Source organism: Pseudomonas sp. B1-22 (assembly GCF_050474425.1).
Lineage (GTDB): Bacteria > Pseudomonadota > Gammaproteobacteria > Pseudomonadales > Pseudomonadaceae > Pseudomonas.
In genome coordinates this window covers 375,937-399,852 of the sequence record NZ_JBCHVH010000007.1, presented here as the reverse complement: position 1 = coordinate 399,852, position 23,916 = coordinate 375,937, and the positions used below count along the sequence as shown (strand labels likewise).

General features: G+C 64.8%; 20 protein-coding genes. 12 read left to right on the top strand and 8 right to left on the bottom strand.

Features of this window, described 5'->3' with window-relative positions; all coding sequences use genetic code 11:
* Positions 1 to 97: 97 nt before the first annotated feature.
* The 6 genes from speB to ACQ5BL_RS26620 all read left to right on the top strand — a co-directional run bounded on the left by speB (position 98) and on the right by ACQ5BL_RS26620 (position 7,937).
* Entirely contained in the window at positions 98 to 1,069 is a 972-nt protein-coding gene (gene speB / locus ACQ5BL_RS26645) for an agmatinase (protein ID WP_207886102.1), read from the top strand.
* Between the two features lie 61 nt (positions 1,070 to 1,130).
* Positions 1,131 to 2,639 (top strand): aldehyde dehydrogenase family protein, encoded by a 1,509-nt coding sequence (locus tag ACQ5BL_RS26640; protein WP_243807680.1) that lies wholly within the window; start codon positions 1,131 to 1,133, stop codon positions 2,637 to 2,639.
* 132 nt (positions 2,640 to 2,771) lie between these two features.
* Positions 2,772 to 4,277 (top strand): purine-cytosine permease family protein, encoded by a 1,506-nt coding sequence (locus tag ACQ5BL_RS26635; protein WP_243807678.1) that lies wholly within the window; start codon positions 2,772 to 2,774, stop codon positions 4,275 to 4,277.
* A 36-nt stretch (positions 4,278 to 4,313) separates the two neighbouring features.
* On the top strand, positions 4,314 to 5,999 hold the full coding sequence (betA, locus tag ACQ5BL_RS26630; RefSeq protein WP_243807677.1) for a choline dehydrogenase: 1,686 nt from the start codon (positions 4,314 to 4,316) through the stop codon (positions 5,997 to 5,999).
* Positions 6,000 to 6,342: 343 nt separating this feature from the next.
* Entirely contained in the window at positions 6,343 to 7,221 is an 879-nt protein-coding gene (hchA, locus tag ACQ5BL_RS26625) for a glyoxalase III HchA (RefSeq protein ID WP_430293346.1), read from the top strand.
* Complete coding sequence (locus ACQ5BL_RS26620) at positions 7,218 to 7,937, top strand: PA1136 family autoinducer-binding transcriptional regulator (protein ID WP_430293345.1); 720 nt, start codon at positions 7,218 to 7,220, stop codon at positions 7,935 to 7,937. The genes hchA and ACQ5BL_RS26620 overlap by 4 nt, the downstream gene beginning before the upstream one ends.
* A gap of 134 nt (positions 7,938 to 8,071) precedes the next feature.
* Here the strand turns inward: ACQ5BL_RS26620 and ACQ5BL_RS26615 are convergent, their stop codons facing one another.
* Positions 8,072 to 9,046 (bottom strand): GlxA family transcriptional regulator, encoded by a 975-nt coding sequence (locus tag ACQ5BL_RS26615; RefSeq protein WP_243807674.1) that lies wholly within the window; start codon positions 9,044 to 9,046, stop codon positions 8,072 to 8,074.
* 96 nt (positions 9,047 to 9,142) lie between these two features.
* Between ACQ5BL_RS26615 and ACQ5BL_RS26610 the strand changes: the two genes are divergently transcribed.
* Positions 9,143 to 9,592, top strand: a complete 450-nt coding sequence (locus ACQ5BL_RS26610; protein ID WP_243807673.1) for a tautomerase family protein — start codon at positions 9,143 to 9,145, stop codon at positions 9,590 to 9,592.
* 297 nt (positions 9,593 to 9,889) lie between these two features.
* Here the strand turns inward: ACQ5BL_RS26610 and ACQ5BL_RS26605 are convergent, their stop codons facing one another.
* Genes ACQ5BL_RS26605 through ACQ5BL_RS26595 form a run of 3 tightly spaced genes read right to left on the bottom strand, consistent with a single transcriptional unit; the run spans position 9,890 to position 15,433 of the window.
* Positions 9,890 to 12,991 (bottom strand): efflux RND transporter permease subunit, encoded by a 3,102-nt coding sequence (locus tag ACQ5BL_RS26605; protein ID WP_243807672.1) that lies wholly within the window; start codon positions 12,989 to 12,991, stop codon positions 9,890 to 9,892.
* A 19-nt stretch (positions 12,992 to 13,010) separates the two neighbouring features.
* On the bottom strand, positions 13,011 to 14,066 hold the full coding sequence (locus ACQ5BL_RS26600; protein WP_243807671.1) for a hypothetical protein: 1,056 nt from the start codon (positions 14,064 to 14,066) through the stop codon (positions 13,011 to 13,013).
* Entirely contained in the window at positions 14,063 to 15,433 is a 1,371-nt protein-coding gene (locus tag ACQ5BL_RS26595; RefSeq protein ID WP_243807669.1) for a TolC family protein, read from the bottom strand. The genes ACQ5BL_RS26600 and ACQ5BL_RS26595 overlap by 4 nt, the downstream gene beginning before the upstream one ends.
* Before the next feature lie 149 nt (positions 15,434 to 15,582).
* Between ACQ5BL_RS26595 and ACQ5BL_RS26590 the strand changes: the two genes are divergently transcribed.
* Both ACQ5BL_RS26590 and ACQ5BL_RS26585 read left to right on the top strand, forming a co-directional pair.
* Complete coding sequence (locus ACQ5BL_RS26590) at positions 15,583 to 16,245, top strand: response regulator (protein WP_243807667.1); 663 nt, start codon at positions 15,583 to 15,585, stop codon at positions 16,243 to 16,245.
* Positions 16,242 to 17,588, top strand: a complete 1,347-nt coding sequence (locus ACQ5BL_RS26585) for an ATP-binding protein (RefSeq protein WP_243807664.1) — start codon at positions 16,242 to 16,244, stop codon at positions 17,586 to 17,588. Before ACQ5BL_RS26590 ends, ACQ5BL_RS26585 begins: the two co-directional genes overlap by 4 nt.
* Positions 17,589 to 17,679: 91 nt before the next feature.
* Here ACQ5BL_RS26585 and ACQ5BL_RS26580 read toward each other — a convergent pair whose 3' ends face one another.
* The 3 genes from ACQ5BL_RS26580 to ACQ5BL_RS26570 form a co-directional block, all read right to left on the bottom strand.
* The gene (locus ACQ5BL_RS26580; protein WP_243807661.1) at positions 17,680 to 18,369 is read right to left on the bottom strand and encodes a GNAT family N-acetyltransferase; all 690 of its coding nucleotides are present in this window, start codon (positions 18,367 to 18,369) and stop codon (positions 17,680 to 17,682) included.
* Between the two features lie 88 nt (positions 18,370 to 18,457).
* On the bottom strand, positions 18,458 to 19,132 hold the full coding sequence (locus tag ACQ5BL_RS26575; RefSeq protein ID WP_207886122.1) for a MarC family NAAT transporter: 675 nt from the start codon (positions 19,130 to 19,132) through the stop codon (positions 18,458 to 18,460).
* A gap of 82 nt (positions 19,133 to 19,214) precedes the next feature.
* Positions 19,215 to 19,892 (bottom strand): DUF3313 domain-containing protein, encoded by a 678-nt coding sequence (locus ACQ5BL_RS26570; RefSeq protein WP_243807659.1) that lies wholly within the window; start codon positions 19,890 to 19,892, stop codon positions 19,215 to 19,217.
* Between the two features lie 483 nt (positions 19,893 to 20,375).
* Between ACQ5BL_RS26570 and ACQ5BL_RS26565 the strand changes: the two genes are divergently transcribed.
* From ACQ5BL_RS26565 to ACQ5BL_RS26555, 3 genes are all read left to right on the top strand, one after another.
* On the top strand, positions 20,376 to 21,035 hold the full coding sequence (locus ACQ5BL_RS26565) for a hypothetical protein (RefSeq protein ID WP_207886124.1): 660 nt from the start codon (positions 20,376 to 20,378) through the stop codon (positions 21,033 to 21,035).
* Between the two features lie 185 nt (positions 21,036 to 21,220).
* Complete coding sequence (locus ACQ5BL_RS26560; protein ID WP_243807658.1) at positions 21,221 to 22,045, top strand: winged helix-turn-helix domain-containing protein; 825 nt, start codon at positions 21,221 to 21,223, stop codon at positions 22,043 to 22,045.
* On the top strand, positions 22,029 to 22,556 hold the full coding sequence (locus tag ACQ5BL_RS26555; protein WP_207886126.1) for a hypothetical protein: 528 nt from the start codon (positions 22,029 to 22,031) through the stop codon (positions 22,554 to 22,556). The genes ACQ5BL_RS26560 and ACQ5BL_RS26555 overlap by 17 nt, the downstream gene beginning before the upstream one ends.
* A gap of 147 nt (positions 22,557 to 22,703) precedes the next feature.
* On the opposite strand, the gene ACQ5BL_RS26550 is transcribed toward ACQ5BL_RS26555, so the two are convergent.
* Entirely contained in the window at positions 22,704 to 23,849 is a 1,146-nt protein-coding gene (locus ACQ5BL_RS26550) for a response regulator (RefSeq protein ID WP_243807656.1), read from the bottom strand.
* Positions 23,850 to 23,916 lie beyond the last annotated feature (67 nt).

Sequence of the window (23,916 nt, the reverse complement as noted above, 5' to 3'; positions counted from 1 at the left end):
CGCATTTTTCTGTTGCCCACCTGCGCCCATAGTCGGTCCAAGGGCGCTCCCCGCCGCCCCACCTCCTCAACAGAACAAGAAATGGAGAAGCACGACCATGGCAAAGCACGGTTACGAGTCCGGCCGCCTGAACCTGCCCTTCGTCGGGCACTGCACCTTCGCCAAGTCGCCCATCTGCACCGACTGGAACGCCATCGATGCCGACGTGGCCATCCTCGGCGCGCCGAACGACATGGGCACCCAGTGGCGCTCCGGCGCGCGCTTCGGACCGCGCGGTATCCGCGAGGCATCCACGCTGTTCTCCTTCGGCCACGCCGGCGCCTATGACCACGAGGACGACGCCACCTACCTGACCGAAGACCAGGTGCGCATGGTGGACGTGGGTGATGCCGACATCGTGCACACCGACATGGAAACCAGTAACGCCAACATCGAATCCGCCGTGCGCCAGATCCTCGCGTCCGGCGCCATGCCGGTAGTGCTGGGCGGCGACCATTCGATCCACGCGCCGGTGATCAAGGCCTTCGAAGGACGCGGGCCGATCCATATCGTGCACTTCGATGCGCACCTGGACTTCGTCGACGAGCGCCACGGCGTGCGCTACGGCCACGGCAACCCGCTGCGCCGCGCTTCGGAAATGGACCACATCGTCGGCATGACCCAGATGGGCATCCGCAACGTGTCCTCGTCCAACCGCGCCGACTACGACGCCGCCCGCGAGTCCGGCTCGCAGATCCTCTCGGTGCGCGACGTGCGCCGCCTGGGCTGCGACGCAGTGGTCGACATGATCCCGCAGGACCGCAACTACTACATCACCATCGACATCGACGGCTTCGACCCGTCCATCGCCCCCGGCACCGGCACCCCCAGCCACGGCGGCTTCCAGTACTACGAGGTGCTGGAAATCATCCAGGCGCTGGCCAAGCGCAGCCACGGCCGCATCGTCGGCATGGACCTGGTGGAAGTCGCGCCGGCCTATGACCCCGCCGGCGTCACCTCGATCCTCGCCGCGCAGCTGTTGATGAACAGCATCGGCTTCATCTTCCACGCCCGCGCTCGCGCCCGCTGAGCCCGGCAACCGTCATGCAAGCGGCGGGCGCCGACGCCCGCCCCATTACGAGGACATGAGAGTGGACACCAAGGTCAAAGACTACCTGCAGCGCTTCGGCATTTCCGAAGCCACCCAGCGCTTCCTGTCGAAGGCGCAGAAGATGTTCATCGGCGGTGAGTGGCTGGATGCCAGCGACGGCGCCACGGCGGAGGTCATTGAGCCTTCCACCGAGGCCGCGCTGACCCGTATCCCCATGGGCACGGCGGCCGACCTGGACCGCGCCGTGCAGGCCGCCCGCGTGCAGTTCGACGGCGGCGCCTGGAGCCAGCTCAAGCCGCTAGAGCGCGAGCGCCTGCTGCATCGCCTGGCCGACCTGATCGAGGCCAACGGCGACGAGCTGGCCGAGATCGAATCGGTCGACATGGGCAAGTCCGTCGCCCAGGCGCGGGCCGTGGACATCCAGGGCACCATCGACACCTTCCGCTACTTCGCCGGCTGGGCGAGCAAGATCCACGGCCGCACCGTCGAGCCGTCGCTGCCCGGCAACTATGTGGCCTACACCCGCAAGGAGCCGGTGGGCGTGGTCGGCGTCATCGTGCCGTGGAACTTCCCGCTGCAGACCATGGCCTGGAAACTCGGCGCCGCGCTGGCAGTGGGCTGCACCGTGGTGGTCAAGCCGGCCGAGCTGACCTCGCTGTCGGCGCTGCGCTTCGCCGAGCTGGTGCAGGAAGCCGGGATTCCCGACGGCGTGGTGAACATCGTCAGCGGTCGCGGCAGCGTGGTCGGCGCGGCGATGGCCGAGCATCCGGGCATCGACAAGCTGAGCTTCACCGGCTCCACCCCGGTCGGCTGCAACGTCGGCAAGATGGCCATGGACCAGATGAAGCGCCTGACCCTGGAACTGGGCGGCAAGTCGCCGGTGATCGTCTTCGCCGATGCCGATATCAAGGCGGCCGCCCAGGCGGTGGCCAACGGCGTGTTCTTCAACTCCGGGCAGGTCTGCGACGCCGGCACCCGTGCCTACGTGCACCGCAGCATCTACGCCGAGTTCCTCCGCGAGCTGGCCGAGTACACCGCCAGCCTGAAGATGGCGCCGGGCCTGGACGCCGACTGCTTCATCAGCCCGCTGGTGTCGAAGCAGCAGCAGGAGCGCGTGCTGGCCTACATCCAGACCGGCAAGGAGGAGGGCGCCGAGCTGGTATACGGCGGCCAGCCGGTGGAAGGCCCCGGCTTCTTCGTGCAGCCGGCGATCTTCGCCAACTGCCGCAACGACATGCGCATCGTCCAAGAGGAAATCTTCGGCCCGGTGCTGGTCACGGCGCCCTTCGACGACGAGGAAGAAGCCCTGGCGCTGGCCAACGACTCCTGCTTCGGCCTCGCGGCGGCGCTTTATTCCAACGACCTCGGCCGGGTGCATGGGCTGATCCCGCGCCTGCGTGCCGGCACCGTCTACGTGAATGCCCACAGCACCCTCGATCCCTCGATGCCGTTCGGCGGCTACAAGCAGTCCGGCTACGGCAAGGACATGGGAGCGGAGCAGCTGGAGTACCTGCTGGAAACCAAGGCGGTGTGGATCACATTGCCCTGATCGGGCCGCCTGGCCAATCGCCATACCGTTGATGCATGAGGCGCTGTACCTGGAGCCCGCGTCGTAACAGACTCGAATTCAGGTGCGGTGCCTGCTGGTGAGACTCCATACAAGAACAATCCGGAGAGAACCATGAAAGCAGATTCGCAGACCGCCCCCCTTTCCGAAGGAGCGCGCGGCTTGGAAATAGAAGGGCACTCCATCGATTTCATCGAGGAGCACGAGCGCACCGACAAACTGTCGACCCAGGGCCCGTTCTGGTTCGTCGGCAACTTCACTTTCTTCACCATGACCATCGGCTTCGTCGGCCCCAGCGTTGGCCTCAATGCCCTGTGGACCATGATCGCCGGCACCCTCGGCATCATGTTCGGCACCCTGTTCATGGCCTTCCACGGCTCCCAGGGCCCGCACCTGGGGCTGCCGCAGATGATCCAGTCCCGCGCGCAGTTCGGTTATCGCGGGGTCATCCTGGTGCTGTTCGCCACGCTGTTCGTCTTCGCCGGCTTCAACATCGTCAACCTGGTGCTGATGATGCAGGGGCTGCATACGCTGTTCCAATGGGGCCCGATGCAGGTGGCCCTGGCGGTCACGGTGCCGGCGACCCTGCTGGCGATCCTCGGTCACGACTGGATGCACCGCACCTTCAAGTGGTCGCTGTTCCTCTCGCTGCCACTCTACGGCTTGCTCTCGCTCGCGGTGCTGATGGGCTGGGTGCACTCCGCGCCCGCTGCCGCCGTCAGTACCGAGACTGTCGCCCTGGGCTTCACCTGGGTCGGCTTCGTCGCCCAGTTCGCTGCCGGCGCCAGCTACAACATCGCCTATGCGCCCTACGTCTCGGACTACTCGCGCTACCTGCCGAAGAACACCTCCAGCGGCAAGCTGATCCTCGCCGTGTTCCTCGGGGCCTCGCTATCCGGCGCCTGGATGATCGCCGTCGGCGGCTGGCTGGCCGAGCACCTGCACACTACCGACGTGCTGGTGGCGCTCAACGCCGTGGGCGCGGGCTTCGCGCCGCAGCTGGGCACTTTGATGGTGACGCTGACCATCCTGGCGTTCCTGCCGGTGATCGCGATGAACATCTACAGCGCCAAGCTCACCACCCTCACCGGTGTCGACTCGTTCAGGAAGATCAAGCCGACGCCCCGCGTGCGCATCTGGGCGATCCTCTTCGTGGTGCTGCTGCAACTGGGCATGGCTATCACCATCAACGCCTCGGGCTCGGGCCTGTCGGTGCTCAACATGTACCTGGTGGTGATGCTGTACTTCCTGGTGCCCTGGACCGCCGTCAACCTCACCGACTACTTCTTCGTGCGCAAGGGCCGCTATGCCATCCCGCACTTCTTCATGCCGCAGGACAACATCTACGGCCACTGGGGCAGCCGCGGACTGATCGCCTACCTGATCGGCTTCGTGGTGATGATCCCGTTCTTCACCATCTACAACGGCGCGGACGAAATCTTCGTCGGCCCCCTGGCGCGGATGATCGGCGGCGTCGACATGGCCTGGCTGGTCGGGCTGATCGTCTCCGGCATCGCCTACTACCTGCTGTGCCTGTCGCTGGACCTCGATAAGGAGGAACAGTTGATTCGCCAGATCGAAAGCGCCACGCCGCATTTCTCCACCGGCAAGGCCTGGTAACCGAACGGCGCGGCCCCGCGCCCAGCGAGATCCGAAATGACCAACAAATACGACTACATCATCATTGGTGCGGGTTCGGCCGGCTGCGTCCTGGCCAATCGCCTGAGCGAAGACCCGCGTACCTCGGTCCTGGTCCTGGAATTCGGCGGCAGCGACCGCAGCGTGATCATCCAGATGCCCAGCGCCTTCTCCATCCCGATGAACACCAAAAAATACAACTGGCGCTACGAAACCGCCGCCGAGAAGCACCTCGACAACCGCCGCCTGCATTGCCCGCGCGGCAAGGTGCTGGGCGGCTCCTCGTCGATCAACGGGCTGGTCTACATCCGAGGCCACGCCTACGACTTCGATGAGTGGGAGTCCCTGGGTGCCAAGGGCTGGGGCTATCGCAACTGCCTGCCGTACTTCAAGCGCGCCGAGGGCTACAAGTTCGGCGGCGACGATTACCGTGGCGCCGATGGGCCGCTCTCCACCAACAACGGCAACAACATGCAGAACCCGCTGTACGGCGCCTGGGTCGAGGCGGGCGCCGAGGCCGGCTACATCAAGACCGACGACTGCAACGGCTACATGCAGGAAGGCTTCGGCGCCATGCACATGACGGTGAAGAACGGCGTGCGCTGGTCCACCGCCAACGCCTACCTGCGTCCGGCCATGGAGCGGCCGAACCTCACCGTGGTGACCCACGCCATGAGCCGCCGCATCCTCCTCGAAGGCAAGCGCGCCATCGGCGTGGAATACGACCAGGGCGGCAAGACCCACACCGTCTACTGCAATCGCGAAGTGCTGGTCAGCTCCGGCCCGATCGGCTCGCCGCACCTGCTGCAGCGTTCCGGCATCGGCCCGGCGGCGGTGCTGCGCAAGGCCGGCATCGAGGTGCTGCACGACCTCCCTGGCGTCGGCGAGAGCCTGCAGGACCACTCGGAAATCTACATCCAGTACGCCTGCAAGGAGCCGGTCACCCTCAACGGCAAGATGAGCCTGTTGGGCAAGGCGCTGATCGGCCTGCGCTGGCTGCTGTTCAAGGACGGCCTGGGCGCCAGCAACCACTTCGAGGCCGGCGGCTTCATCCGTTCCTCCAAGGGCCTGCGCTGGCCGGACATCCAGTTCCATTTCCTGCCCGCCGCCATGCGCTACGACGGCGACAAGCCGTTCAAGGGCCACGGCTTCATGATCCTCACCGGGCCGAACAAACCCAAGAGCCGTGGCTACGTGCGCGCCGTCTCGGCCGACCCGTACCAGCACCCGGAAATCCGCTTCAACTACCTGGAGAGCGAGGAGGACCGCGAGGGCTTCCGCCGCTGCGTGCGCCTGACTCGCGAGATCATCGGTCAGCCGGCCATGGACCGCTTCCGCGGCGAGGAACTGGCGCCCGGCCCGCAGGTGCAGACCGACGAGGAGATCGACGCCTTCGTCCGCGCCAACATGGAAAGCACCATGCACCCCTGCGGCTCCTGCCGCATGGGCGAGGACGAACTGGCGGTGGTCGATTCCGAACTGCGCGTGCGCGGCCTCCAGGGCCTGCGGGTGATCGATTCCTCGGTGTTCCCCACCGAGCCGAACGGCAACCTCAACGCGCCGACCATCATGCTCGCCGAACGCGCCTCCGACCTGGTGCGCGGCCGCGAGATGCTGGCACCGGCGAACGTGCCGGTGGGTGTGGTGGAGGACTGGGAGGAGCAGCAGCGGAGCAGGGCGCCGGTGCGCCAGGTCAGGGCCTGATCGTTGACGGAGGGCGACGCCGGCCGGTGGGGCTGGCGTCGTGTTTGAGGGGCTCAGCCATTGAGGGCCGTGGGGCGACTGCGGGTATGTGCGAATGGCTGTTTTCGACTCATAGCTGCCCCTCTGTAAAGGGCAGCTACTGGCCGGCTTCTGCCGGTCGCGACGGGCAGATTTCAGCCTGAAGGAGTCCAGGTTGTGAGGCTAGACTTACTGATTGCAGTTGAGATTGGCATCCGCCTCGTGTGACTCAGCGTAGGCGTTGAGGGAAAACCCTCATTGTCTGGGGGTGTTGCGTCTCCTTAGCATTGCTCCAGGTAATCGACCCGATCGATGGAGAAAAGCCATGGCTACCGTACAGACCGACGACAAGCGTCCGACCCCTGACCCGGCCGAGGACAATGCCTTCTTCCCTTCGCCGTACTCGCTCAGCCAGTTCACGTCACCCAAATCCGACCTCAGTGGTGCCGACTATCCGAACCCCTATCGCGGCGGGCGTTGGAAGGTCCTGATGATCGGGGCCGATGAGCGCTATTTGCTGACGGACAACGGCACCATGTTTTCGACAGGAAACCACCCCGTAGAGACATTGCTGCCCATGTACCACGTGGATAAGGCCGGGTTTGCCTTCGACATCGCGACCCTGTCCGGAAACCCGGTCAAATTCGAGTTCTGGGCCATGCCCTCCGAAGACGCCGAGGTGAAAGGGCAGTACGCCAAGTATCGCGATCAGTTCAAGACCCCGCTCAAGCTGGCTGATGTGATCGAGCAGAAGCTGGGAGAAGACTCCGACTATATCGGCGTGTTCATTCCGGGCGGGCACGGGGCCTTGATCGGTCTGCCCGAGAGCGAAGACGTGAAGAAGGTCCTTCAGTGGGCTGCGGACAACGACAAGTTCGTGATCTCCCTTTGTCATGGCCCCGCAGCTCTGCTCGCAGCAGGCATCGGTGAAAGCCGGGACACCTGCATCTACAACGGCTACAAGATCTGCGTGTTCCCCGATTATCTTGACGCGAAGACCCCTGACATCGGTTACATGCCCGGCCATCTGACCTGGAAGTTCGGCGAAGAACTGAAGGCGTTGGGGCTGGAGATCATCAACAAGGACATCTCCGGTGCAACCCACCAGGACCGGAAGCTGCTCACCGGTGACAGCCCGCTTGCGGGCAACGCGCTGGGCAAGCTGGCGGCCGCCGCGTTGCTGAAAGAGGTTGCAGCGGGGTGACTCAGAACGTGGCCGAGGCGGCATTTCGAACCGTCCTTGCGATCGAGAGTGCGCAAACGCTTTCGGTGATCCAGGAAGCGATCCGCGCCTTTGCCATGCCCTTTGGTTACGACCGCTTCGTCCTGTTTTCCGCCACATCTGCACGGGACGAAGTGGTCGAACGAATCTACTGGGTGGAGGGTAACTGGTTCGATGACCAGGCTACGGTCGACGCACAGACCTATGTCCGACGCTGTCCGGTGACCCGCCATATCCTTGAGGCCCGTGAGCCCTTTTACTGGAGCAAGGTGAAAGGCAATGGCGGCGAGCTTTACCGGGTGGTATGCACGCCAACGGGCCCCGGCGTTCATGGGGTGCAAATACCCGTATTCGGTCCACTGGGGCTTGAAGGCGCCATGAGTCTTGGCGGGGAGCAGGTGGAATCGACTCCCCGGGTTCGCCTGGCCTTGAGCATTGTGGCCAGGGCCGCATTCTTCTCCGCCCGCCGCTTGCTCGAAGCGCCGGTAGGCGAGGTGTACAGGAAGCTTTCCGAGCGTGAGCGCGAAGTTCTGGCGTGGACTGCTGCAGGAAAACGTCAGGCGGATATCGCCGCAACACTCGGTCTGTCGGAGCGTACGGTGGAAAACCATTTGCGTTCGGCGCGCCGCCGTCTTGGCGTTGCAACGACTGCCCAGGCCATCACCTTTGCCATGCGCAACGGTGATCTTGAGGGCTAGGGGCCACAGGATGAGCACGTGTGTGCTGATAACCGGAGCAGCCTGCCTTATGGCCATGGCTGCTTTTGGCCGGAAACTGCCCTTGCCCGGCGTTCACTTCCGACCCAGGGCGGATGTGCTGGAGTGGCGGAGCGTCAAGCCGATCGACTATGGCGCAATTGCCGCGGGGTCGCGTTCAACAGGCGGCGCAACAGGCGCCGGAGAGCCGTTGGGTCCTGATAGCCGACCTGCGCTGCAACCGCTTCGACGGAATATTGGCCGGATTCGAGAAGCGCTCGCGCCTTGTTCAGCTGCACCCGTTGGATGAGTTGCCGAGTGGAGTGCCCCGTCGCCTTGTGGACGTGGCGCGACAAGGTCCGCTCGGACATGCCGACACTCGCGGCGAGTGCCTTGACTCCCGCAAGCTCCGGCAGCGATTCCTCGATCTGCGCGGTCAGGCGCGAGATCAGGGCATTACCTTGCACCAGCACGGCGGGGATGACGAAAGGCGACTGCAGTTGCCGACGGTCGAGCAGAAGAGCCTTGCTCACCGTGTCGGCGATTTCAGGGGAAAGGCGCCGGCGTAGCAGGTGCAGCATGAGGTCGGTTTGAGCGAAGGCGGCACCCGCCGTGGTCAATGGGGGATCGGCCAGCACCATGAAGTCCGGGTCTACGCGGCAGCCCGGTGCGAGTGTCTGCAGGTGCGGTGCCAGCCACCAGGAGGTTGTCACCCTCCGGCCTGCCAGCAGCCCGGCTGCATGCAGAAGAAAGACGGCAGAGCACGACGCGGCAACTTCCTTGCCGTTAGCAATGTGATTGCTCAGTGCAGAGAGGAGGGGAGTTGTCCACGGTTCCGCGAGGCGCCGCTCCAACTGGCCCAGGTCACTGATGCCGATCCCCGGTATGACCCAGCAGGAGTTGTCCTCGGCGCCTTGCTCCATCGGTTCCACATCCAGCAGCAAGCCATGACCCAGCGTCACCGGTCCCGGTTGCGGACCGCAAACCCGCCAGCGCGGTGTGGCCAGGCCGCGTCGCTCACCGACGTTTGCCGCGGTGGCGAGGATGTCCAGGGTGGAGGCCACGCTCGAGGCGAATGCCCCTGGTACGACCAGAATGGTGAAATCATGCATTGTCGGATTATGCCCGAAAGAGGACGGATCAGACACTTTTGCAAGAGGCGAACGCCAGGCCCAATAGCGGCCCAATTCATCGTCAAGGTTTCAGCCATGCCCAACATCCTGATCAAGGTCCCCACCGGAGCTTTCAGCGAGCCGCAACGTGAGCGCCTGTTGAAACGCGTCAGCGGGGCAGCCATCGCACATGAGCGCATAGGCAACGATCCACGGCAGCGCAATCTGTGCTGGGTGCTCATCGAGGAGGTTCGGGCTGCCGATTGGCTATGTGGCGGCGCTAATGTGCACGCTCAGGCCATCCCCTGCATCGTCATGGTCAAGGTGCCTGCCGGCGTTCTCGATGAGCAGATGCGCAAGGACTACGTGCTGGGCCTGCACCAGGCCATCGAGCAATGCGTAGAGCCGGATGATGGGCGGGTGTTGATGACGTCGATACAGCTGACGGACATCGCCGATGGCACATGGGGGGCGAACGGAAGTCTCTGGCGACTGGCCGATTTCACTCGTGCTGCCGGTTACGGGCATCTTCTCCCTGGCGCCTAGAGAACATGTCAGGCCGGAGGTGGGAGACAAGGAACGGTTTCAATACTTCCTTGCGCAGAAGTCCACCTCTGGCCGATTACCGTCGTTGGTGAAAGGCAGCTTGCAACCCGAGGCGGCCGTTCAGATATCGGCTGATCCGTTGCACCACGTCCATCGTCGATCTGCCGAGCACCGCATTGCCTACCGGGCCGATAAGAGTCGGCGGCGCCGGTACTCTCCTATCTGCGCATGCATCTCTCCACGGCGGCCAGGGTCGCGGTTTCAATTTGACGGCTGTCTGGCCAATGGCTCGGCCTCCTATGCTGAGAGTATCTCCGTACTTTTGGCGAACCGGCCGAAATGCAGCGCCAGGGTTGGCAGCACCAGCAGATTGAGGGCCGTCGAGGTAACCAGGCCGCCAAGGATCACCAGTGCCATGGGACCTTCGATCTCGTTGCCGGCGGCGCCGCTGGACAGGGCCAGGGGCAGCAGGCCGAGCGCGGTGACCACGGCGGTCATGAGAATCGGCACCAGCCGCTCGGCGGCGCCGCGGCGCGCGGCTTCCGGACCCCAGTTCATTCCTTCTTCATCGACCAGGTGCTGGTAGTGCGACACCAGCATGATGGAGTTGCGCAGGGTGATGCCGAACAGGGTGACGAAGCCCACCAGTGAGCCCAGCGACAGGTCGCCGCCACTGACCAGCACCGAGAGCACGCCGCCCACCAGCGCGAAGGGCAGGTTGGCCAGCACCAGCAGGAGCGCCCGGTTGTTCTTCAGGGCCATGAACAGCAGAAGCACGACGCCCAGCGTGGCGAGCACGCTGTACACCAGCAGGTCGTTCTCCGACTGGCTGCGGGCCTGGTCTTCGCCGGCAAACAGCACGTAGACCCCCGCGGGAAGCCTGACCTGGCTGGCGATGCGCTGCCGTGCTTCGGCAACGAAGTCGCTGACCGCGCGCCCGCGCACGGCGGAGGATACGGTCTGCACCCGCTGGCCGTCGCTGTGCTGGATCTGGTAGCGGCTGCTGGTCTGGCTGATCTGCGCCAGTTGTCCGAGCGGCACCGTGATACCGGCCGGACTGCGCAGCGGCAGTTCGGCGATGCGGGTCAGGTCCTGTCGAGCCGCGGGCGCCAGTGACACATTGACCTTGTAGGCCTGGGCGCCTTCGTAGAGCTGGGCGACATCGATGCCTTCGTAGGCCGCCTGGATGGCGTCCAGCACATCCAGCGGGGCGAAGCCGTAGCGGGTCAGCTGCTCCGGAATCAGGCGCAGGGTCAGTTGCGGGGCATATTGCGCGGCCTCCACGCGGACACCGATGGAGCCCGGAATCGAGCCGACCAGCATGGCGATCTCGTTGGCCTTGTGCTCGATCAGATCCAGGTCGGCTCCGAAGACGTTGATGACCACCGGCGCGGTGACCCCGGAAATGCTCTCGTCGATGCGTTCGGCGAGGAAGGTGTTCACCGAGGTGATCAGGCCGGGGAAGCTTGCCAGCACGTGCTGGATGCCCAGCAGCGCCTCGCGCTGTTCCTCCGCAGAGGTGCGCTTGAGGTCCACCTCGAACTCGCTGATGTTCACCCCGGTGGGATCGACCACTTCACTGGCCCGCCCGGCGCGTTGCGCGACCAGGCCCACACCGGGCACCGCGGCGAGCGCCTTGCTCACCTGGGCACCCACGCGCATCGATTCCTGCAGCGAAGAGCCCGGCGCGAGGGCCATGTGCACCAGGTAATGGCCCTCGTTGAGCTGCGGGATGAAGTCACCGCTCATGAACGGTAGACAGGCAATGGCGCCGCCGCAGAGCAGGAAAACGCCACAGAGTATGCCGCGCTGATGGGCTTCGGCCCTGGCCAGCACTGCCAGATAGCGGGTTTTCAGGCGGCTCAGCAGAGCCGGCTCGTTACTGCGCAGCGGGCGCCGGGTCAGCAGCAGGAAAGCCAGGGCCGGCGTGACGGTCAAGGCCACCAGCAAGGAGGCAAGGATGGCCAGGATGTAGGCGATGCCGAGCGGCGCGAAGAGCTTGCCGGCGATACCACTCAGGCTCAGGACCGGGAGGAAGGCCACGGCCACGATCAGGGTTGCATAGACCACTGCGCTGCGCACTTCCAGCGAGGCGGCGAGCACCACGCTGGCGGCCGATCGTGGGTTACCCAGGGCATGGTTCTCGCGCAAGCGGCGGAAGATGTTCTCGACGTCGACCACGGCGTCGTCCACCACTTCGCCCAGGGCGATCGCCAGGCCGCCGAGGGTCATGGTGTTGAGGCTCACGCCGAAGTGCTGGAGGAGGATCACCGCGGTGAGCATCGACAGTGGGATGGCGGTGGCGGAAATGATCGCCGTGCGCGCATCGAGCAGGAACAGGAAGAGCACCGCGATCACCAGTACGCCGCCGAGCAGCAGGGCATTGCGCAGGTGTCCCATGGCGCTTTCGATAAAGCTGGCCGGGCGGAACACGTCGGCGTGCAGCTCGACCTTTTCGCGCTCCAGCTGCGGCTTCAACGCTGCCAGGGCCTGTTCGACACCGGTCGAGACGCTCTTCATGTCGATGCCATACTGGCTCTCGACCATCAGCGAGACGCCGGGCTCGCCATTCACTGCGGCTGCGCCTACCGCCGGCTCCGCGCCGATCTCGACAGTGGCGATATCGCCCAGGCGCAGCGGCTGGCCGCTCTGGTAGCGCAGTACCACCTGCGCCAGTTGTTCCGGGCGCAGTGTCTGACCTTCGGTGCTCAGCACGATGCGCTGGTTGGCGCTTTCGATATAGCCACCACCGCGCACGCCGGTCGCGCGCTGGGCCGCGCCGAGTACGTCCTGCAGCGACAGGCCATAGCGCACCAGGCGTTCGGGCTGCACGTGAATCTGCAGCTGCCGCGCATCGCCACCGAAGACGATCACGTCGGCCACACCGGGCACGCGCAGCAGCTGAGGCCGTACGGTCCATTCGGCCAGCGTGTGCAGGTCCATCAGCGAGCGCTGCTTCGAGGTCAGCGCCGCCACCAGGGTGACGCTGGTGGAGGAAGTCAGCGGCAGCAGCGTCGGAGCTGCCGCTTCGCGGGGCAGGCTGCTGGCCAGTGCGGCCAGTCGCTCGGCGGTAAGTTGCCGGGCCTGGTAGATGTCGGTGCCGTCCTTGAAGGTGAGGGTCACCATGGATAGTCCTTGCAGCGACTTCGAGCGCAGGGTCGCGACACCCAGGGTACCGGCCATGGCATTTTCGATGGGCTGGCTGACCAGCACTTCGACCTGCTCCGAGGTCAGGCCGGGCGCTTCGGTCTGAATCACCGTCTGCGGCGGGGCGAATTCGGGGAACACGTCCTGGCGCGTCTGCGTCAGGCTATAGAGGCCGTAACCCACCAGCAGGCAGGCGAGGGCGATCACCACACCGCGCAGGCGGATGGCGAAGCGAATCACGGAATTGAGCATGGCTTGATCGCTACCGGGGTCAGTCGTCGCACTCGGGGTCTTTGCAGGCGGATGCGGCGATCTGCGGGCGCTGCTCCTCCGAGAGCAGCAGCTGCGCACCGCGCACCACGACCTGCTCGCCGGCCTTGAAGCCGCTGCCGACGAAGTAGCCGTCAGACACCGGGCGCGGGTCGCTCAAGGGGCGCCGCAGGAAGTGGCCAGGCTCGGTCTGCACGTAGGCCCAGGGAATGGCGCCGAACCAGACCACCGCGTCCGGCGGAATCAGCACACCGCTGGTTGCCTGCTGCGTCACGGGCAAGTGGGCCAGCAGGCGGGAGCCGAATGGCAGGGCCGTGGAACTGCGATAGAGATAGACCTGCCCGGCCAGGTTGGGGTCGCTCTGTGGGGCGGCAGAAAGAAGATCAGCCTGGACCCGTTGCCCGGAATCGTCCTCGACGCTGATCTTCCGTGGCGGTGTTCCCTTGCCCAGTGCCGGAAGGGCGATGCGCAGTAAGCTCTCCTGGTGATCCAGCAAACGGTCCAGTTCGGCGGAGGGCTGCAGCGACAGCAGATTCGCCAGGGGCCCGCCGAACTGCTGTCGCACGCTGCTCTGCAGCGCCCGCACCGTGCTCCGTGCGGTTTCCAATTTGGCCTGGTCGGCGCTGGCGGTGGCCGTGGCGGCCTGCAGATTCTTCTCCGACACATTCCCGGCGTCCCGCGCCAGCGCCTGGCTGCGTTTGAGTTCCTGGTTCGACGCGTTGGCAGCGGCCTGCGCCGCCGCGAGTTCGGTCTGGGCGATGCGGTAGCGGCTACTCAGGTCGGTTAGCGCCTGGATGTCCGGAACGCTGCCATAGGCGAGTTGTTCCGACTGGTACTCGATCGACGCGAGTGCGGCGGTCTGGATACCGGTGCGAGCGAGGGTGGCCGGGTCCAGCGTGACCAGCGTGAGGCCTGCTTCGTTGGTCACCCAGGTGGGCGCTGCCGGCGCCGGTGCGGCCGGCGGAACGGGTTGCAGGTAAAGCCAGGCCGCCAGTGCGGCGGATGTGGCTGCGGCGGCGGTGACCAGCCACGGCAGCAGGGCGGGGCGGCGTGTCATGGCCGGCGATCTCCCGAATCGGTGAAAAGAGGACGGTGGTTGTCCTGCAGGGGCCGTTGCAGGGCGTTTTCCAATTGCAACAAGGCCTGTTGCATTTGCACCCGGGCATCGAGGCGCGAGAGTGCGTCAAGGCTGGCGGCGAGGTCGGCTTGGCGTAGCGCCAGCCGATCCATCTCGCCGCTGGCGAACGCGCGTTGATCGGCTTCGCGGGCGGCAGACTGGTTGGCAGCCAGACGGTCGAGCAGGCTCAGCCGATGCCGCGCGGCGTCGTAGTTGCGCAGGGCGGCCGCACCGGCGTTGATCGCCTGTTCCTGCAGCGCCTCAACCTTGATGGCAGCCTCCTTGCGTTGCGCCTCTGCCTGGGCAATGGCGCCCTGGTTGTGATTGAACAGCGGCAGATTCACCACGCCCGGCGTGAGGCTGTACTTGTCCTGGCCCTGGTCGAAGGAGTAGCCCAGGCCGAGCGAGAGATTCGGGTATTGCCGGGCGATTTCCAGTTGCAGGGCGGACTGGCTCGCTTCGTAGTCGTCCAGTGCCGCGCGCAGATCGGTGCGATTGAGAATGGCCGCGCGCCGTACGCTATCGGCAGGAATTGCTGGGGCTGCGCGCTCGAACTGGCTGAAGTCCGGACTGATCGCTTCCAGGGCGGGCAACGGGATGCCGATGGCGGCGGCGGCCCGACTGCGTGCGTCCAGGCCGGACTGATGGGCTGCGGCCAGGTCGTTCTCAGTTCGCATCAGTGCCATGCGCTGCTGATTCGCCTCGGTGGGCGCCATCTCCCCCAGGCGAGCACGCTGCTCGGTCATTGCCAGCAGCTCCTGCTGCAACGTCACTTGACGTTGTAGGAGATCTTCGCGCTGGTGACTCGCGAAGAGGTCGAGCAGGGCCGTGCGCAACTGGCTGCGGACCTGCCAGGCGGCCTGCCCGATCGCCAGCTGCGCGGCGCTGGACAGCTGCTGGGCCTGGGCTACCCGATAGCCGCGCTTCCCAGCGGTTTCGATGGGAATATCCAGGGCCAGGCCGTAGGTCCAGGGTTTGCTCGTCGCAGCGGTATATTGCGTCGGCAACGACAATGTTGGATTGGGTCGTTCCCCGGCGCTTTCGATGGCGGCCTGGCTGGCCGAATAGCGGGCGCGGGCTGCGTCCAGCTCGGTGCTGTAATAGAAGGCAGCGAGAGTCAGGGTGTCGGGTGTCCAGCCGGTATCCGAGCGGTCCGAGTGGGTGGCGATGTATTGCCTCAGGTGCGGATCATTCAGGTTCCGCGCCTCGTAGGCAGCGAGCATCCGATCCGGGGCCAGGGGCTCCGCGTGGTAGGTGGCACAGCTGGCGAGCAGGGCCAGGACCGGGAGTAAGATGATCTTCTGCATGCGCGTGACAGATTGATGCCGTTCGGCGGGCAGGCAGACGGTAGACAACGCCGGCTTAAAACCATCTTAAAAATCGTCGTGCGAGGATGTGGGTATTGCATGTTGACGGGCACGGAGCCCGTTGCGATGCGGAGGCCTGGGAGAATGCTATGCGCTTGCTACTGGCGGAAGACGACTCGATGATCGGCGCGGGCCTGCAGCAGGGCCTGCGCAAGGAGGGCTACAGCGTGGACTGGGTCCAGGATGGCAAGTCGGCCCTGCTTGCTCTGGAAACCACCGACTATGCCGTACTGCTGCTCGACCTCGGGCTACCTCGGGAGGACGGCATGCACGTCTTGCGGCGCCTGCGCCAGAATGGCGAAGTGTTGCCGGTGATCATCATCACCGCACGTGACCAACTGGCCGACCGCGTAGCCGGCCTGGACGGCGGCGCCGACGACTATCTGGTGAAGCCCTTCGCCATGGAGGAACTGCTCGCACGCATACGCGCCATCAGCCGGCGTCAGGCAGGACAGGTGCAGAGCGAATTGAACGCCGGACCGTTGCGCCTTGACCCGATCAGCCACCAGCTGTGGCTGCGCGGCGAGCCGGTGAGCGTTTCGGCCAAGGAGTTCTCGGTGTTGCACGAACTGATGCGTGGGCCGGAGCGCATCCTGTCGCGCGAACAACTTGAAGATCGTCTCTATGGCTGGGGAGAGGAGATAGGCAGCAACGCGGTGCAGGTGCATATCTTCAATCTGCGCAAGAAGCTCGGCGCGGAAGTCATCCGCTCTGTGCGGGGCGTTGGCTACCACATCGGGGAGGAGCAATGAACTCGCTGCGTCGCCGTCTGTTGCTGTGGCTGCTGCCCGCTACCTTTGCGGCCGGCGCGCTGGCCAGTGTCGGCACCTACTGGGGGGCTTTCCTGGAACTGGGTGATCTGCTCAATGACCAGATGCGCTACATCGCCCGGCATGTGAGCCTTTCTGGAGAGCAGGTGTCCTTCGACAGGCGGGGCCAGCACCTCAGCGACTCGGAGGAGGAAAAGCAGGACGAGGTGCTGTTGCAGGTCTGGGACAACCAGGGGCAACTGCACTATAGCTCGGACCCCGCACTGCAGCTGCCGGCGCCCACTGCAACCGGCATCAGCGACGTCTCCCACCAGGCGCAGACCTGGCACACTTTCGTTACCCCACGGGGCGATCGCCTGATCCGTGTAGCCCAAGCTCAGAATGAGCGTTGGGAGGCCCTGGCGGGTCTGGCGGTCCACCTGCTGTGGCCTGTACTGTCGCTGCTGCCGTTGTTGGCGTTATTCCTCTGGTTCGGCATAGGTTACGGCTTGAAACCGCTGCATCGGATCGTCGCCGAACTGGCGCAGCGTAACGCCAACAGCATGGTGCCCATCAAGGATACGGATCTGCCCAGCGAGATCAGCCCCTTGGTGACCGAACTCAATTCCCTGCTCCAGCGGCTGGACCAGTCATTCACCCTGCAGCGGCATTTCATCGCCGATGCTGCTCACGAACTGCGCACGCCGATCATGGCGCTGAGTCTCCAGGCCGACCTCGCGCAGCGAGCCGAGGATCAGGAGGAGCGGCAGCAGGCATTGCTCCAGTTGCAGCGAGGCGTATCCCGCCTGTCGCGTCTCGCCCAGCAGTTGCTGACCCTCGCTCGCCTGGAGCCGGAAACGCAGTGCGCACCGTTGCAGCCAGTACCCCTACTCGCGTTGTGCAAACAGGTGATCAGCGATCGCATCCGCCAATCCGATCTGAACGGCAACGACCTGGGGCTGGCGCAGGCTGAGGACGTGTCGGTCATGGGTGATGCCAGTGCCCTGAGCATCCTGCTCAACAACCTAGTCGACAATGCCATACGGCATGCGCCGGGCAGTACCATCAATCTGTCGATCCGGCGTGAAGGCCAGAACGTCATACTAGAGGTCAGCGACGATGGCCCAGGTATTCCCGAGGCTGAACGTGGGCGTGTGCTGGAACGCTTTTATCGGGGCCTGGGCGAAAAGCTGCCCGAGGGCAGCGGGCTTGGGCTTTCCATCGTCGCCAAGATTGCCGAGCAGCATCGAGCGGGATTGATCCTGGACTCTGGGGCTGGAGGGCGAGGTTTGAGTGTGCGTTTGAATTTTCGCGTTTTTGAAATGGACGATCGAGACGGCGGATAGCGGAGGCAGGAGCGTGCATGGCACTGTCCGCAGCTTTTGGCCGGAAGCGGGCGTTCAAAAGCTGGAACGATTGATCTGCCCCCTATTACCCTCAGTGAATCGTCGGAAAACGCTCTTTCACCAACGCCTCAGCCTGACGCGCCATCTGGTCGAGCAAACGGTCGCGTTTGCTCTCGGCCTCGCTCATGGCCTTCCTGCCGTTCTGCTTCAGCAGGTAGGCGTGGATCTGCTGCACTTCCTTGGAGCGGAATATCGGGGCCAGGTCCTGCACCGCCACCATGCCGTCCGAGCGGTGGTCGCGGGTGTTCAGCAGCACGTGCGGCCCCTGCGCTGCCAGTACCTGGAACCCCATTGATTCGAAGACTGGCGCCTTGCTCGCCGCGCAGGCCAGTTCGACATGGGGGCGCTGCTCGATCATCCGCTGCAGCAGGGCGCGGGCGATGCCGTGCCGACGGTGGCTGGCGCTGACGGCCAGATAGGCCAGGGTGCAGGCCTCGGCATCGTCCCGGCTCGGCAGGTAGAGGGCGAAACCCAGCACCTGGGAGGGATCTTCATCATCCAGGGCCAGGATCAGTCGCGCGGGGCTCTCTGCGGAGCCGTCCATGGCTTGCAGGTACAGGTGCACCTCGTAGCCAATCACGTACTGATACAGCTGATAGAGCGGATTGCTGGGCGTCAGCGGCACCGGGCTGATGTCGCTGAAGTAGTCCACCACCATCTGCAGAATCTGACTCTTCAGGGATTCGGGTGGCGGTGTGTCCAGGTTTACGAGGGTGAACATCTGACGCGGGCTCCGGGCGTGTCCGATCCGGGGGGATCGGTGCGGGCGCCATTGTAGCGCCCGCGAGCGTCGAGCGTTCCCGTCGTGCTCACCGGGCCTGGAGGAGCTGCGCGTTGCTGTTGATGACGCCTTGCACGATCTCGACTCCGCCGTTGATGGCGAACTGAACGCCCATGCAGACGAGCAGGAAGCCCATCAGCCGGGAGATGGCATCGATGCCGGACTGTCCGGTCATCTTCATGATCCAGTCCGAGGCGCGCAGGCAGAGCCAGAGCGTCAGCGCCGCCGACAGGAAGATGAGCGGCGGCGCGGTCAGCAGGACCCACTGCGGAAAGCTGGTGCTGTGCTTGATCGTGGCGGAGGAGCTGATGATCATCGCGATGGTGCCCGGTCCCGCGGTGCTGGGCATGGCGAGGGGGATGAAGGCGAAGCTGGCGCGTTCGGCATTGCCGTCCTGCGCGGCGGCGGCGGGCAGGGGCTGGGGAAACAGCATCCTGCCGCCGATGATGCAGAGGATGCCGCCGCCGGCGATCCGCAGGCCGGGGATGGAGATGTTGAAGACGTCCATGATCAGTTCGCCGATGTAGTAGGTGAACGTCATGATGAGGAACACGTAGAAGGCTGTCAGGAGCGCCTGCTTGTTCTTTTCCTCCCGGCTGAAGCCCTGGGAAAGGGCCAGGAACAACGCTACCGTCGTCGGCGGGTTGATCAAGGGCAGTATGGCCAGCAGGCCGAGAACGATAGCGTCGAACAAACTGCTCATATCCGGGGCGTCCTTGTAGTGTTCCGGATCGTCTCCGCCGCCTCTGAGTCGCGGAGTTTCACTCTTGCCGCTGCATGACCCGCTACCGGCTGAGCATGATACTCAGGTCGCTGTTCATTTCCCTGATGGCCTGCTTGAAATCGTCGGCGGTGATCGCCTGCTTGTCGTTTTCCAGGGTTTTGCCGAATACCTTGCGCACCACGTAGGCCAGCGGCTGCCCGGTCGAGGCATCGCTGATGCTGGCTTCGATATAGAGCTCGGTATTCTGGTCCCGATGCCCGGTGACCGCCGACGTGGCGCCGACGACGGCCGCGATCGGAACCACTTCGTACCATTTCATGCCTTCGTTGGAGGCACTGACGCCGGTGATGGCGGCCTTGATGAACATGGCGCGCTGGCCGGCGGGGACCGACTGCCGGTTGGGAACGACCCGGTATTGCAGGGCAATGGTTTCCCGCGCGGTGGAACTGGCGTATCTCTGCAGGTCCTGCAGGGTTTGCTGGTTCACCCGCTCCGTCGGTTTGGGCGCCGGGTACAGCTCAAGCCTGTCGAAGACGACCGTGCTGTAGGAGCGCGGCTGGAAGCCGGGGGCGATCCAGCGCATCACCGGGTGGCCATTGGGCGATGTCGCTTCCTTGAGCCCGGAGTAGTCGGGCAGGAAGCCGGAGTACTGGTCCTGCTCCGTGACCTGCGAAACACAGGCGCTGAGCAACAGGCTGCTGAAGAGGGCGCAGAGAAGCGTTCTGGCGATTCGGCTCATGATGGGATTTCCTCGGCTACGGTCGGGCGCATTGGGAACTGAAACTCTGGTTTCTGCTGGCGATCTTCATGCCGGCGGCCAATACCTCAGCGGGAGCATCGACCCGGTTCCAGGTGGTCGACGCAGGTAGCCGTATTGGTTTTTGTGAGCAGAATCGCGAAGAAGTTTAGGCGCGATTTTGTCCCTGGCCACCGAGGAGCGTGCCCGCGCCATCGAATCGGATCCGTTCGATCCAGGGGCGGTCGGCCGTTGCGGCGTCAGGCAGATCCGGCATTCATCAATGCGTTGATCCCGCCGACTGGAGAGATTCTGTTCGCCATGGCCAGGCGCGAGTTGGCACCAGCGTCTTTACTTGCGTGGAGACGTCGATTTTTCGCGGTGACGCCGATAGCCGGGTACCTCCTGTACGACGGCTTCTTCAACCCTGACTCAGTGAGCAAACGGTGGATGGCGCGACCCGTCCACCGCCGTGGAGAGGGCGCAATGGACAGACCGCGAGTTGGCACCTGGCAAAGAGTTCTCGATCCCGTGGATCGCGTGACCGAAGTGATCTTCGGGCTGCTGATGGCCATGACGTTCATCGGCTCGCTGAGCGTTGCGACGGCGGGGCGCGAAGAGGCGCGCACCATGCTGATTGCGGCCCTGGGCTGCAACCTCGCCTGGGGCCTGGCCGATGCCGTCATCTACCTGCTGCGGACCTGGACCGAGCGCACGCGTAGCCGGACCCTCCTGTCCCGCCTGGGCGGCGGTGCCGACCCGCGCGAAGGCCAGGGCCTGATCGCCGATGCCTTGCCGCCGCGCATCGCCGAGGCGGCGGGGACGGACGCGCTGGAGATGCTGCGCATGCGCCTGCTGGCCAACGCCGCGCCGATTCGCGCACGGCTGGACCTGGAGGATATCAAGGGGGCGCTGGGCACCTTCCTGCTGGTGGTGCTGGCGACCTTTCCGCTGGTCATCCCGTTCCTGCTGACCGACCACACCGGAACGGCCATACGCCTCTCCAACCTGGTGGCCCTGGGGATGCTGTTCATCTCCGGCTGGATTCTGGCCCATTACTCCGGCGGCACGCCCTGGGTGGGCGGCGGGGCGCTGGCGGTCGTGGGTACGGCCCTGCTGTTCGCCATCATCGCCCTGGGTGGCTGATGCGTTGCGTGGCAGGCGGGCTGCCTGCTTGCGAGTCGCGCTGAATAGCAGCGCGGGCGGCGGTCTTCCCGCTCAGCGCCTGGTCCCGGTGCCGATTCGGCCAATGCGAGCCTGCCCGGCGGCGTGTTGAAATACCGGAACAAGTTCACTGGATTGCCTGCATAACGATGGCCGGACCGACCAGGATGAGTCGATTCCTCATAAATCACTGCGTGATGTTCGATACCGACAATTTCACGCTTCAGCGTTGGCCCGACGACGCGCAAGAGCCGCAGCGTCTGGGCGTATTTGCCAGCCGGTGCCTGCTCCAGCTGCTCCTGTCCCAGGCAGTGGTGGTGGGCAAGCGTGATCTGATGGAGGGGGCCTGGGGCAAGTTCGGTCTGGAGGTGACGGAGAACAGCCTTGCCCAGGTTGTCCGTCAGTTGCGCGTGGCCTTCGAGGCGATCCTGCCCGGGCAGGAATGCATCATCACCGTGCCGCGGATCGGCTACCGGTTGAGCGAGCGTTTGAGTTGGCAGGCGTACGAGCCGTGCGACGCTGCGCCCACTGCGCCCACTGCGCCCACTGCGCCCACTGCGCTGGTCGAGGAAGAACTGGCGGCACCGCTTGCGTCCCTTCCACCAGCCGAGCAGGAGGGGCGCCGGCATACGCATTGGCCGATCGGGCGATGGATTCTCGCAACGCTGGTACTCGGCATCCTTGCTTATCTGGCGGGAGCCCTTTTGCCGACCCCTGGATTGAAAATGGCACCCTTGTCGTTCGCCGCGCCATTGAAGCAGGAGGACGTGCTGATCTATCTGCCCACCGGCAATTCAGAGCCGACGGTGCAGGAGCTGCGACGGTGGCGCGAGCAGGCCCTGCACGTGGCACGACTGGCGCAATGGCACGCCACGCCGTTGCACCTGTACCTGCTGGCGCCGCAGAAGACACAGGGCTTCCTGTGCACCGCGCCGTTGCTGGATGAACGCGGCAAATGCCTGGGAATGCTTCCCTATGAAATCACCTACTAGCACCTTGGCGCCGGTCCTGGCGGGCATGCTCGCATTGCTGGGAATGGTGGCGGCCTATGTGTTCGGCGCCATGCAACAGCGCGAGGATGTCTGGTGCTCCAGCCAGTTCGTCCAGCCGCTGGACGCCGGTGGGCAGCCGCGCTGGCTGCTGGCACAACTCATGCTGGAGCTGGGCTCCGATGGACAGGGCGCTTTGCGTATCCGCGGGCGGGTGCTCGATGACGAGGGAAAGGTTCAGGCATACATGCACCGCTACGCGGCGTTGCGCTATAGCCGTGACGGGGCCCGCCTGCGGCTGTCCGTCGAGCGCGCCGGACGAAGCCGCACGGACAGCCTTGCCGATAGCCAGATTCCCATGATCAGCCTGAGCCTGTTCCAGCCCGGCGCCGAGATAGGCTTGCGCCTGGAGCGGTTGGGCAGTTCGGCCTACTTGATCGACAACGGTCTGGGGAGCAAGTACTACTGCAAGGTCACGCCTGCGCAGCTTGCAGACGCCGGGGAGCCGGAATAGCTGACGTGCCCTGGGTGATCGCCGGCAGAGTCGACCGTAGGCGCGTGAGCTCGGCATCGTCGACGACGAGAATGGCCGTTTCGGCTGTCATCACGAGGAATCCTCCTGAGTCCGCAGGGCAGGGGAGCTCGGTACGCTGACGAGGTGTCAGGCCTCCACCGCTGTGGCCAGCGAGTGATAGTCCCGCTTTGCCTGCAGGCTTTCTTCGGTGTCCGCGAAGCGCCGGGCGATGTCCCTGAAGAGGTCTTCCACGGCGAGGAAGGCCACGACGACATCCGGATCGAAATGCGTGCCGCTGCCTTCGCGTATGACGTCCACCGCCTTGGCATGGGGCATCTCGGGCTTGTAGACGCGGCGGCTGATGATCGCGTCGTAGACATCGGCCACGGCCATCAGCCGGGCGCCAAGGGGGATGGCCTCGCCGGCCAGGCCCTGGGGGTAGCCGGTGCCGTCCCAGCGTTCGTGATGGCAGAGGACGATCTGCTTGGCCGTCTCCAGGAACGGAATCGATTGGCCGAGCAACGCCTCGGCGTTGGCGAGTGCGCGATAGCCCAGCTCGGGGTGGCGCTTCATGACGTCGTACTCGGCAGGCTCCAGGCGTCCTGGCTTGAGCAGTATCCGGTCGGGAATGCCGACTTTGCCGATGTCGTGCAAGGGTGCCGACTTGAACAGGCGCTCGATGGCCGCGGGGCTGAGTTGCGCGGCGAAGCGAGGATGATCCCGCAGGTGCTCGGCCAGGGTTCTTACATAATGCTGTGTGCGCAGCAGATGGTTGCCGGTTTCGTTGTCGCGGGTTTCCGCCAGGGAGGCCAGCGCCAGGATGGTCACGTCGTGGGTCGCTTCCAGTTCCCGGGTGCGGGCGCGCACTTCGCGGTCGAGGCGGTCGTTCTGTTCGTGCAACTGGTCCTTGGCCTGCTTCAGACGCAACTGGGTCGCCAGGCGGGCCAGCAGGATCGGCGGGACAATCGGCTTGTGCAGATAGTCATTGGCGCCGAATGCCAGTCCGGAGCGCTCGTCGTCGACTTCATGCTGCGCCGTGAGGAACAGGACCGGCACATCCCGGCTGCGTGGATTGCTTCTGATGCGGCTGCAGACTTCATAGCCGTCCATCCCCGGCATCATGACATCGAGCAGGACCAGATCAGGGGTGTGCTGCTCGATGAGACTCAAGGCTTTTTCGCCGCAGGTGGTCACGCGGACATGGTAGTCATCCAGCAACAGCGAGCTGATCAGGCTCAGGTTGTCCGGCATATCGTCCACCACCAGCACGCTGGGTTTTCTTGTATTGAGCATCGGCTGCTGTCCTCTGAATGCGTGGCTCCCGTGCATTAGGCACGGGACCGCCTCAGGCTGCTCTGAG

What these genes read in the sequence shown, in the direction of transcription:
- speB (WP_207886102.1), top strand. Translation starts at nt 98, where the DNA reads ATGGCAAAGCACGGTTACGAGTCCGGCCGCCTGAACCTGCCCTTCGTC.
- ACQ5BL_RS26635 (WP_243807678.1), top strand. Translation starts at nt 2,772, where the DNA reads ATGAAAGCAGATTCGCAGACCGCCCCCCTTTCCGAAGGAGCGCGCGGC.
- betA (WP_243807677.1), top strand. Translation starts at nt 4,314, where the DNA reads ATGACCAACAAATACGACTACATCATCATTGGTGCGGGTTCGGCCGGC.
- hchA (WP_430293346.1), top strand. Translation starts at nt 6,343, where the DNA reads ATGGCTACCGTACAGACCGACGACAAGCGTCCGACCCCTGACCCGGCC.
- ACQ5BL_RS26615 (WP_243807674.1), bottom strand. Translation starts at nt 9,046, where the DNA reads ATGCATGATTTCACCATTCTGGTCGTACCAGGGGCATTCGCCTCGAGC.
- ACQ5BL_RS26610 (WP_243807673.1), top strand. Translation starts at nt 9,143, where the DNA reads ATGCCCAACATCCTGATCAAGGTCCCCACCGGAGCTTTCAGCGAGCCG.
- ACQ5BL_RS26605 (WP_243807672.1), bottom strand. Translation starts at nt 12,991, where the DNA reads ATGCTCAATTCCGTGATTCGCTTCGCCATCCGCCTGCGCGGTGTGGTG.
- ACQ5BL_RS26600 (WP_243807671.1), bottom strand. Translation starts at nt 14,066, where the DNA reads ATGACACGCCGCCCCGCCCTGCTGCCGTGGCTGGTCACCGCCGCCGCA.
- ACQ5BL_RS26595 (WP_243807669.1), bottom strand. Translation starts at nt 15,433, where the DNA reads ATGCAGAAGATCATCTTACTCCCGGTCCTGGCCCTGCTCGCCAGCTGT.
- ACQ5BL_RS26590 (WP_243807667.1), top strand. Translation starts at nt 15,583, where the DNA reads ATGCGCTTGCTACTGGCGGAAGACGACTCGATGATCGGCGCGGGCCTG.
- ACQ5BL_RS26585 (WP_243807664.1), top strand. Translation starts at nt 16,242, where the DNA reads ATGAACTCGCTGCGTCGCCGTCTGTTGCTGTGGCTGCTGCCCGCTACC.
- ACQ5BL_RS26580 (WP_243807661.1), bottom strand. Translation starts at nt 18,369, where the DNA reads ATGTTCACCCTCGTAAACCTGGACACACCGCCACCCGAATCCCTGAAG.
- ACQ5BL_RS26575 (WP_207886122.1), bottom strand. Translation starts at nt 19,132, where the DNA reads ATGAGCAGTTTGTTCGACGCTATCGTTCTCGGCCTGCTGGCCATACTG.
- ACQ5BL_RS26570 (WP_243807659.1), bottom strand. Translation starts at nt 19,892, where the DNA reads ATGAGCCGAATCGCCAGAACGCTTCTCTGCGCCCTCTTCAGCAGCCTG.
- ACQ5BL_RS26565 (WP_207886124.1), top strand. Translation starts at nt 20,376, where the DNA reads ATGGACAGACCGCGAGTTGGCACCTGGCAAAGAGTTCTCGATCCCGTG.
- ACQ5BL_RS26560 (WP_243807658.1), top strand. Translation starts at nt 21,221, where the DNA reads ATGAGTCGATTCCTCATAAATCACTGCGTGATGTTCGATACCGACAAT.
- ACQ5BL_RS26555 (WP_207886126.1), top strand. Translation starts at nt 22,029, where the DNA reads ATGAAATCACCTACTAGCACCTTGGCGCCGGTCCTGGCGGGCATGCTC.
- ACQ5BL_RS26550 (WP_243807656.1), bottom strand. Translation starts at nt 23,849, where the DNA reads ATGCTCAATACAAGAAAACCCAGCGTGCTGGTGGTGGACGATATGCCG.